Below are 8,894 nucleotides of genomic sequence, written 5' to 3'. Positions count from 1 at the left end.
CGGCGTTGGCGGCGTAGGCGTTGTAGGGGCGCCAGGAGGGGCAGTGGCCGCAGAGGCAGCGTGCGGGTGGGCAGTAGGCGGTGGCGCCGGGTTCTCCCCGCCCGGGATCGGCGGGGCGCCGGACGGACCCGGGCGGGTCAGACGTAGGACCAGCCCTCGTCGCCGGAGCGCTGGACGCTGCCGCGCTTGATGTCGTCGAAGTCCGTCTTGCTCGCGTCGCCCGGCAGGCCGCCGCTGTCGAGGTTGACCTGGGGCTGCGGGAACTGGTTGTCGGCGCTCGTCAGTCCGATCAGGTCGCCGAGGCTGAACAGGACGGTCGCGCTGATGCCGACGACCGCGGTGATCGTTCCGCCCATGAGGAACAGGGCGGAAGACTGCTTCGTGGCGGTCGCCTTGGCCTGGATCCCCATCCCCCGCACCTTGACCTGGCCGCCCTTGATCAGCGCGCTCATCTTGAGGGCGGCGGTGGCGGGGTCGCCGGCGGGCATGGAGTTGGCCCGGGCGATCAGCACGTCGCCCGCGGCCTCCACCCGGTACCCGAACAGCTGCATGATCTCCGAGGAGATCATGATGGCCAGCAGGGAGTCGATGAAGAGACCGCAGGTGTTGACGATGCGGTTGACGTTGGACTGGGCGCTCTGCACCGCGCCGGCCATCTGCCCGGCGGCGGTCTCGAACTGCTGGACCTCGTGGTAGACGACCTGCATGAACTTGTCGAAGGCGCGGCGGTCGGCGCCCTCGGGCCAGGCCGCCTGGATCTTGGCGAGCTTCTGGTCCCACTCCCTGGTCCTGAGATGCAGGACCTTGAGGTTCACCGTGCGCCAGTCGTTCCACGCCTTGGAGATCGCGTCGTCGTCCCAGGGCTGGGCGAGCGCCCAGATGGCCGCCGCTCCGATGGCCGGCGCCGCCAGCTTCCCGGCCAGATCGATCTTCTTCATGGTGGCCGCCCAGTTCGGCGCGATCCGGCCCAGGGCCAGCATCCCGCCGATGGTCGCGAGCTCCGCGCCGCCCAGTACCCCGAGTTCTTCGCCTGGCATGCGATACCCCGCCTAGTCCGTGAGTCCCTGGTTCTTCTTCTTCGCTTCCTCAAGGAAGGACTTGTTCGTCTCCAGCCTCGCCTGAAGATCGATGATCTTCTCTGTCTCGGCGCTCTGCTTCGCGGAGGCGAGGTTGGCCTCCATGTAGTGGATCACCACGCTGAGCAGGCCGGCCTTGATGCCGTTGAGGGAGTTGACGAAGCCGTCGGCCTGCTTGGACTGGTATTCCTGCGCAGGGTTGTAGTTGTTGGCCACCGTGACCGCCCCGATGGGGCCCCACGCCAGCGGACTCAGATGGGTCCCGTCGGCGAGGGTCTTGATGCTCTCCGCGATGGGGAGCAGCGCGTCGACGAACTCCTTGGCCGCCTTCTCCAGCGCCTTCGAATCGACTTCGACCATCCCGCCCCCGCCTCTCGATGCGACGCATGTGAACGATGTGACGATGTGCCGGGGACGAGTAAATCAGGATCAACAACGGTACGGCAAACAAATGGTGATCTTCGGTGAACAGCTCACAAATGGGGACAGATCGCGGTGCGGCGGAAGGGGTCGGCGCCCGCCCACAGTGCGGCGGAAAGGGGGGCGGCGCCCCGCTCACGGCGCGACGGAAAAGGCCCGGCGCCCCACGGGAGGGGGCGCCGGGCCGGTGACCGGACAGGCGTCAGGCGGCCTTGGCCGGGTCGACCTCGAAGAACCCCGCGAGGTCGTCGAGGATGGCGTGGGCGCCCTGGATGCCGACAGCGCTCATCCAGGTGACGTCGGCCACGTCGTGCTTGGTGCCCTTGAGCTTGCCCCAGAGCGGGTTGGCCTCGAACTTCTTCTTGACCGGCTCGACCGCCGGGTCGGAGTAGGCCGCGACGAAGATGTGGTCGGCGTCGAGCTGGGAGATGTTCTCCTGGCTGATGTTCACGGCGATCGTGTCGGTGGCGGTCGGCTGGCCCTCGGGACGGGGGAAGCCGACGTCCTTCAGCACCAGGCCGGAGTAGGAGTTCTCCACGTAGAGGCGGACGGTCGGCTCACCGGCGAAGCGGACGACGGAGACGGTGGGCAGCTCGCCGTCCTTGGCCTTGATCGACTCGCCGATCTTGGCGGCCCGGTCCTGGTAGGTCTTGATCGTCTGCTCGGCGAGGTCCTCCTTGCCCAGGGCCTGACCCATGAGCTTGAGGTTCTCCTTCCAGATGGCGCCCGTGGTCTCGCTGAACACCGTCGGTGCGATCTTCGAGAGCTTGTCGTAGAGTGCCTCGTGCCGGACCTTGGCCGAGACGATCAAGTCGGGCTTGAGCGCGATGATCTGCTCCAGACTCGGCTGCTCCAGGGTGCCGACCGACTTGGCCTCCTTGGCGTGGCCGAGCACCGGGGCCAGATAGTCGGGGAGCTTCTCGTCGATCGTCCGGTAGCTGGTGAAGCCGACGACGTCGGTCTCCAGGGTCAGCACCGCGTCCACGAAACTCTGGTCGAGGGCCACCACCCGCTTGGGCTGGGCCGCGATCTGGGTCTCGCCCATGGCGTGCTTGACCGTGCGGGGGAAGGCCGCCGCGTCGCTCGCCGCCGGGGCCGGAGCCGTCTGGCCGGCGTCCGCCGTGGTGGTGGTCGATCCACAGGCGGCGAGGCCAAGGGAGAGTACGGCTCCCGCCACGCCCACGGTCAAGACCCGCAACGCTCTCATCGAACAGCTTCCCTTCAAGGTAAGGCCAACCTAATTTAGCTTAGCCATACCTAAAACTGACATACTCATGCGGGGTACGGCAAATGAGAGGAGCAGAGGTGAGCACAGCGGTAGCCGCCGCACGGCCGCCGTCGCCCGGAAGGCTCAGGGCGGTCCACCGGCACCGCCTGCTCGTGCTGGCCGGGCTGTTCGGCGCCCTGTCGGTGACGGTCGTGCTGAGCGTCACGATCGGCGCGAAGCCGGTCCCGCTGGGTGACGTGTGGCACGCGCTGACCGGGCCGACCGGCACCGAGAACGACATCGTCATCCGCTCGCTGCGCATCCCCCGGACCGCCGTCGGCGTCCTGGCCGGGGTCGCGCTCGGCGTCGCGGGCGCGCTCATGCAGGGCCACACCCGCAACCCGCTGGCCGACCCCGGCCTGCTCGGCGTCACCCAGGGCGCGGCGTTCGCGATGGTGCTCAGCATCATGGTGCTCGGCGTCACCAACCTGTACGGCTACATCTGGTTCGGCCTGGCCGGGGCCCTGATCGCCAGCGTGGGGGTCTTCGCCCTCGGCATGGCCGGCGGCCGCGGCAGCCCCACCCCGGTGACCCTGGCCCTGGCGGGCACCGCGGTCAGCGCCTTCCTCTACGCCCTCACCTCGGCCCTGGTCCTGATGGACGAGCAGGCCATGGACGTCTTCCGCTTCTGGCAGGCGGGCTCGATCGCGGGCCGGGGCGGTGACGTCGTCTGGCAGGTGCTGCCGTTCATCGCCACCGGCCTGCTGCTGGCGATGGTCAACACGCCCGGCCTCAACGCCCTCTCCCTCGGCGAGGACGTCGCCCGCGCCCTCGGCCAGAACGTCACCCTGACCCGCGTCGTCGGCGTGGCCGCCATCACGCTGCTCAGCGGGGCCTCGGTCGCGGCCTGCGGCGCGCTGGCCTTCCTCGGCCTGATGGTCCCCCACCTGGCCCGCCCGCTGTCCGGGCCGGACCACCGCTGGCTGCTGCCGTACTCCGGGCTGATCGGCGCCGCCGCCCTGCTCTTCGCCGACGTGATCGGCCGGGTGGTCGCCCGCCCCGGCGAGCTGGAGGTCGGCGTCGTGCTCGCCCTCATCGGCGCCCCGTTCTTCGTCTTCCTGGTCCGCCGCAGAAAGCCGGTCCGCCTGTGACCTCCTCCCCCACCCGGCCGCCGGGTGAGCACCCGGTACGGCTCGCGCACGAACGGCCGCTGCGGATCGGCTCCGCGTCCTGGCTGCTGCGCCTGCGCTCCGCCGTCGTGGCCCTGATCCTGCTGGCCGCCGCGGTGCTGCTGATGGCGCTCGGCATGCGCATCGGCGACATCCCGATGAGCGTCCCGCAGGTCTTCCAGGCGGTCACCGGCGACGGCCCGGACCACTTCGTCGTGATGGAGCTCCGGCTCCCCCGGGCCCTGACCGGCGTTCTCGTCGGCGCGGCGCTCGCCCTGGCCGGCGCGATCACCCAGGCAATCGCCCGCAACCCGCTGGCCAGCCCCGACATCCTCGGCGTCACCACCGGATCCAGTGTGACCGTCGTCGCGATCATCGTGGCCGCCGGGAGCACCGCGGGCGGCGCCAGCGGCGCCCTGGCCGAGGTGGGCATTCCCCTCATGGCCCTGCTCGGCGGCCTGGTCGGGGCGTTGACGGTCTACCTGCTGGCCTGGCGCAAGGGGCTGGACGGCTACCGCCTGGTGCTGGTCGGCATCGGCGTCTCGGCGGTGTTCACCAACGTCAAATACTGGCTGCTGACCGTCGGGGACGTCACCGACAGCAGCCGGGCCATGGTCTGGATCAGCGGCTCGCTGAACGGCAGGGGCTGGGAGCACGTGCTCCCGGTCGCGATCGCGCTCGCCGTGCTCATCCCGCCGACCCTGGTCGGCACCCGCTCGCTCGGCGCGCTGCGCTTCGGCGACGACACCGTGACCGGTCTGGGCATCCGGATGAACCTCGCCAGGGGCCTGATGATCCTCGCCGCCGTCCTGCTCGCCGCGGTGGCCACCGCCGCCGCCGGGCCCATCGCGTTCGTCGCCCTGGCCGCCCCGCAGATCGCGCTGCGCCTGGCCGGGGTGGCCCAGCCGCCGCTGGTCGTCTCGGCCCTCGCCGGAGCCGTCCTGACCGCCGCGGCCGACCTGATCGCGCGGACCCTGTTCAGCCCCGCCGAGCTGCCGGTGGGCGTGGTCACCGCGGTCCTCGGCGCCCCCTATCTGATCTATCTCCTGATCCGTGTGCGCAAGGAGGGACGCTCGTGAGGCTGCAGGCCGTCGACGTAAGGCTCGGGTACGGCGATCACGTCATCGTCGACGGCCTCGATCTCGGGATCGAAGCCGGGACGGTGACCACGATCATCGGGCCGAACGGGTGTGGCAAGTCAACGCTGCTGCGCGCGCTCGGACGGCTGCTCAGGCCCTCGGGCGGCGAGGTGCTGCTGGACGGCAAGCGCATCGACAGGATGCCGACCAAGGAGGTCGCCAAGGTCCTCGGCGTGCTGCCGCAGGCTCCGAGCGCGCCGGAGGGGCTGACGGTGGCCGACCTGGTGGCCAGAGGGCGGCACCCGCACCAGACGTGGTACCGGCAGTGGTCCTCCGACGACGAGTCGGCGGTCAGCGAGGCGCTGTCCATGACCGGCCTGCTCGACCTCGGGGAGCGCCCGCTGGACGAGCTGTCCGGCGGGCAGCGCCAGCGCGCGTGGATCTCGATGGCCCTGGCCCAGGGCACCGACCTGCTCCTGCTCGACGAGCCGACGACCTTCCTCGACCTGGCCCACCAGGTCGAGGTCCTGGAGCTGGTCCGCAGGCTCCACCGCGAGCTCGGCCGCACCGTGGTGATGGTCCTGCACGACCTCAACCTCGCCGCCCGCTACGCCGACCGCCTGGTCGCCATGCGCGGGGGCAGGGTCGTCGCCGCCGGGCCGCCGCACGAGGTCCTCACCGAGCCCCTCCTCGCGGAGGTCTTCGACCTGGACGCCAAGGTGATCGAGGATCCGGTGGCCGGGACACCGCTGGTCGTCCCGGTCGGCGTGCGGCACTGACCGGCGCACGGCGTTCACCGAGTACCGACTTACGGCGTCGACCGACTTACGGCGTTGACCGGCGTGCGGCGTTGACCGGAGTACGGCACTGATCGACGTATGGCGTTGACCGGCGTACGGCGCCGGAGACGTCCGCAGAACGTACGGCGCCGGAGCCGCCCACGAGGGAGCCCCACGGGCGGGCGCACGGAGGCGGGCGCGCGGAGGGCGCCCCCGCGACACGGGGGCGCCCTCCGCACGGTGGTGATCAGTCTCCGAGGAGCGTGTCGACGAAGACCTCGGCGTCGAACGGGGCCAGGTCGTCGGGGCCCTCACCGAGACCGACGAGCTTGACCGGGACGCCCAGCTCACGCTGGACGGAGATGATGATGCCGCCCTTGGCGGTGCCGTCGAGCTTGGTCAGGGCGATGCCGGTGACGTCCACGACCTCGGCGAACACCCGGGCCTGGCGCATGCCGTTCTGGCCGGTGGTGGCGTCGAGGACGAGCAGGACCTCGTCCACCGTGGCCTTCTTCTCGATGACGCGCTTGACCTTGCCGAGCTCGTCCATCAGGCCGGTCTTGGTGTGCAGCCGCCCGGCGGTGTCCACGATCACCACGTCGACCTTGTCCTCGATGCCCTTGGCCACGGCGTCGAAGGCGATCGAGGCGGGGTCGCCGCCCTCCGGGCCGCGCACGACCTCGGCCCCGACCCGGTCTCCCCAGGTCTGGAGCTGGTCGGCGGCGGCGGCGCGGAAGGTGTCGGCCGCGCCGAGCACGACCTTGTTGCCGTCACCGATCAGGGAGCGGGCCAGCTTGCCGGTGGTGGTGGTCTTGCCGGTGCCGTTGACGCCGACCACGAGCACCACGGCCGGGCGCTCGCCGTGCGCCCTGACGTGCAGGGTGCGGTCCAGGTCGATGCCGAGCTGGGTGAGCAGCTCCTCCTTGAGCAGGGCGCGCACCTCCTGCGGCGTCCGGCTGCCCAGCACCTTCACGCGGGTGCGCAGCTCCTCGACCATCGCCCGGGTGGGCGCGACGCCGACATCGGCGGTGATCAGGGTCTCCTCGATCTCGTCCCAGGTGTCGTCGTCGAGACGGTCGCGGGAGAGCAGCTCCAGGAGCCCCTTGCCGAGGGTGCTCTGCGAACGGGCCAGCCTGGCGCGCAGCCGTACCATCCGGCCGGCGGACGGCGGCGGGATCTCGATGACCGGGCCGGTGACCACGGGCTCGGCCGGCTTGACCGGCGGGGGCGGGAGAGTGGTGGTCGCCGCGTCGTCATCGGTGGCTCCCCTGGGGGGCGCCTGCTCCCCCTCCTTGGGGATCGGCAGCACCTGCGGCGGCTCGGCGGGCGGAGCCACCTTGCCCCCAGGCCGCTTGAACAGCAGCAACATGCCGCCTGCCGCCAGTAGGGCGATGACGACAACGATCGCGATTATGCCGAAGGGTTCCACAAGACCACAGTTTTCCAGACGGCCCGGGATGCTCCGACCCCCTGGGGGTCAGACGGACTCGTGTTCTCTCAGCCGCTGACTGATGACCTGGGTGACGCCGTCGCCCCGCATCGACACGCCGTACAGGGCGTCGGCGATCTCCATCGTGCGCTTCTGGTGGGTGATGATGATGATCTGTGACGTCTGTCGCAGTTCTTCGAACAGGGTCAGCAGGCGCTGGGTGTTGGTGTCGTCCAGCGCGGCCTCCACCTCGTCCATCACGTAGAACGGCGAGGGCCGCGCCTTGAAGATGGAGACGAGAAAGGCGACGGCGGTCAGCGACCGCTCGCCGCCGGACAGCAGCGACAGCCGCTTGACCTTCTTGCCCGGCGGCCGGGCCTCGACCTCGACGCCGGTGGTCAGCATGTTCTCCGGATCGGTGAGCAGCAGCCTGCCCTCGCCGCCGGGGAACACCCGCGTGAAGATCGTCTCGAACTCGCGGGCCACATCGTGGTAGGCGGCGGTGAAGACCTGCTCGACCCGGTCGTCCACCTCCTTGACCACGAGCAGCAGATCGCGCCGGGTCTTCTTCAGGTCCTCCAGCTGCGAACTGAGGAAGGCGTGCCGCTCCTCCAGCGCCGCGAACTCCTCCAGCGCGAGCGGGTTGACCTTGCCGAGCTGGGCCATCTGCCGGTCGGCCGCCTTGGCCCGCTTCTGCTGCTCCTCCCGGACGTAGGGCACCGGATCGCCGTCCACCGTGGGGACCGGCTCGTCCGGGCCGTATTCGGCGACGAGCGTGTGGGCCTCGACGCCGAACTCCTCCACCGCCCGCGCCTCCAACTGCTCAAGGCGCATCCGCTGCTCGGTCCTGGCCACCTCGCTGCCGTGCGCCCGGTTGACCAGCTTGTCCAGCTCCCCGGACAGCTCGCGGACCCGGAGCCGGACGGACTTGAGCGAGGCGTCGATCTGCCCGCGCGCCTGCTCGGCCTCGTCCCGCTCGGCCGCGGCGCCGGCCAGTGAGGCCTCCAGAGACCGCAGCGTCAGCTCGGCCCCCCGGACCACCGCCTGGGCCACCTGCGCCTGCCTGCGCCGCCGCTCCCGCAGGACGGCGGCCCTGGAGCGCTCCTCGCGCTCCCGCTCGGCCGCGCACATCAGGCCGTCGGCCCTGCCCTCCAGCCCCTTGACCCGCTCCTCTGCCGTCCGTACGGCCAGGCGGGCCTCCATCTCGGCCTGCCGGGCCGCCGCGCAGACCTCGGCGAGCTCGTCACGGATCTCGGTGCCGGGCTCGGTCTCCAGCCCCTCGGCGGCCTCGGCGGCGGCGAGCCGCTCCTCAAGCTCGGCCAGCCCGGCCGCGTCCTGGTCGCGTGCCTCCCGCGCCGCCCTCACGCCCCCGGCCAGCCGCTCACACTCGTCCCTGGCGGCCTGCGCCGCCGCGCCGAGCTGGGCCAGCCGCCTGGCCGCGGCGGCGGCCTGCTGGTCGGCGTCGCGCTGCCGGGCCCGGAGCTGGTCCAGGGCGGCCTGCGCCGCGTTGACCCCGGCCTGCGCGGTCTGCACGCCCGTCTGCGCCTCGGCCACGCCCGCCTGGGCGGCCTCGACCGCGAGCTGCGCCTCCCCCTCCGCCTCGGCGGCCTCCTCCAGCGCCGTCGCCGCCTGCTCGGCGGCATCCCGAGCCTGGTTCACCTGGTCCAGGAGTTCGGCGCTGCTCGCGGCACCGTGCTGAAGGCCACCACCAAGCTCGCCAATGAGGGATACATCA

General features: G+C 71.2%; 8 protein-coding genes. 3 read left to right on the top strand and 5 right to left on the bottom strand.

Annotated features, from left to right (window positions below; genetic code table 11):
* Positions 1 to 137: 137 nt before the first annotated feature.
* The 3 genes from ACWDS7_RS43900 to ACWDS7_RS43890 all read right to left on the bottom strand — a co-directional run bounded on the left by ACWDS7_RS43900 (position 138) and on the right by ACWDS7_RS43890 (position 2,703).
* Positions 138 to 1,037 (bottom strand): hypothetical protein, encoded by a 900-nt coding sequence (locus ACWDS7_RS43900; RefSeq protein WP_306865103.1) that lies wholly within the window; start codon positions 1,035 to 1,037, stop codon positions 138 to 140.
* 12 nt (positions 1,038 to 1,049) lie between these two features.
* Positions 1,050 to 1,436 carry a hypothetical protein gene (locus ACWDS7_RS43895; protein WP_451934124.1) on the bottom strand — a complete coding sequence of 129 codons (387 nt, stop codon included), beginning with the start codon at positions 1,434 to 1,436 and terminating at the stop codon, positions 1,050 to 1,052.
* A 262-nt stretch (positions 1,437 to 1,698) separates the two neighbouring features.
* Positions 1,699 to 2,703 (bottom strand): ABC transporter substrate-binding protein, encoded by a 1,005-nt coding sequence (locus tag ACWDS7_RS43890; RefSeq protein WP_306865099.1) that lies wholly within the window; start codon positions 2,701 to 2,703, stop codon positions 1,699 to 1,701.
* 98 nt (positions 2,704 to 2,801) lie between these two features.
* Between ACWDS7_RS43890 and ACWDS7_RS43885 the strand changes: the two genes are divergently transcribed.
* From ACWDS7_RS43885 to ACWDS7_RS43875, 3 genes are read left to right on the top strand one after another with little or no spacing between them, the layout of a single operon-like run.
* Positions 2,802 to 3,854, top strand: coding sequence for a FecCD family ABC transporter permease (locus ACWDS7_RS43885; RefSeq protein ID WP_451934123.1), 1,053 nt, complete (start codon positions 2,802 to 2,804; stop codon positions 3,852 to 3,854).
* Positions 3,851 to 4,951: a FecCD family ABC transporter permease gene (locus tag ACWDS7_RS43880; RefSeq protein WP_451934122.1), complete on the top strand. Its 1,101-nt coding sequence runs from the start codon at positions 3,851 to 3,853 to the stop codon at positions 4,949 to 4,951. The genes ACWDS7_RS43885 and ACWDS7_RS43880 overlap by 4 nt, the downstream gene beginning before the upstream one ends.
* Positions 4,948 to 5,730: an ABC transporter ATP-binding protein gene (locus tag ACWDS7_RS43875; RefSeq protein ID WP_306865093.1), complete on the top strand. Its 783-nt coding sequence runs from the start codon at positions 4,948 to 4,950 to the stop codon at positions 5,728 to 5,730. The genes ACWDS7_RS43880 and ACWDS7_RS43875 overlap by 4 nt, the downstream gene beginning before the upstream one ends.
* A gap of 247 nt (positions 5,731 to 5,977) precedes the next feature.
* On the opposite strand, the gene ftsY is transcribed toward ACWDS7_RS43875, so the two are convergent.
* Complete coding sequence (gene ftsY, locus ACWDS7_RS43870) at positions 5,978 to 7,099, bottom strand: signal recognition particle-docking protein FtsY (protein ID WP_451934125.1); 1,122 nt, start codon at positions 7,097 to 7,099, stop codon at positions 5,978 to 5,980.
* 108 nt (positions 7,100 to 7,207) lie between these two features.
* Positions 7,208 to 8,894: AAA family ATPase (locus ACWDS7_RS43865; RefSeq protein WP_451934121.1), on the bottom strand; the 1,687-nt coding region annotated here is incomplete at its 5' end.

This window comes from Streptosporangium sp. NPDC003464, assembly GCF_053588315.1.
This window is presented reverse-complemented; position numbering and strand designations above follow the sequence as displayed.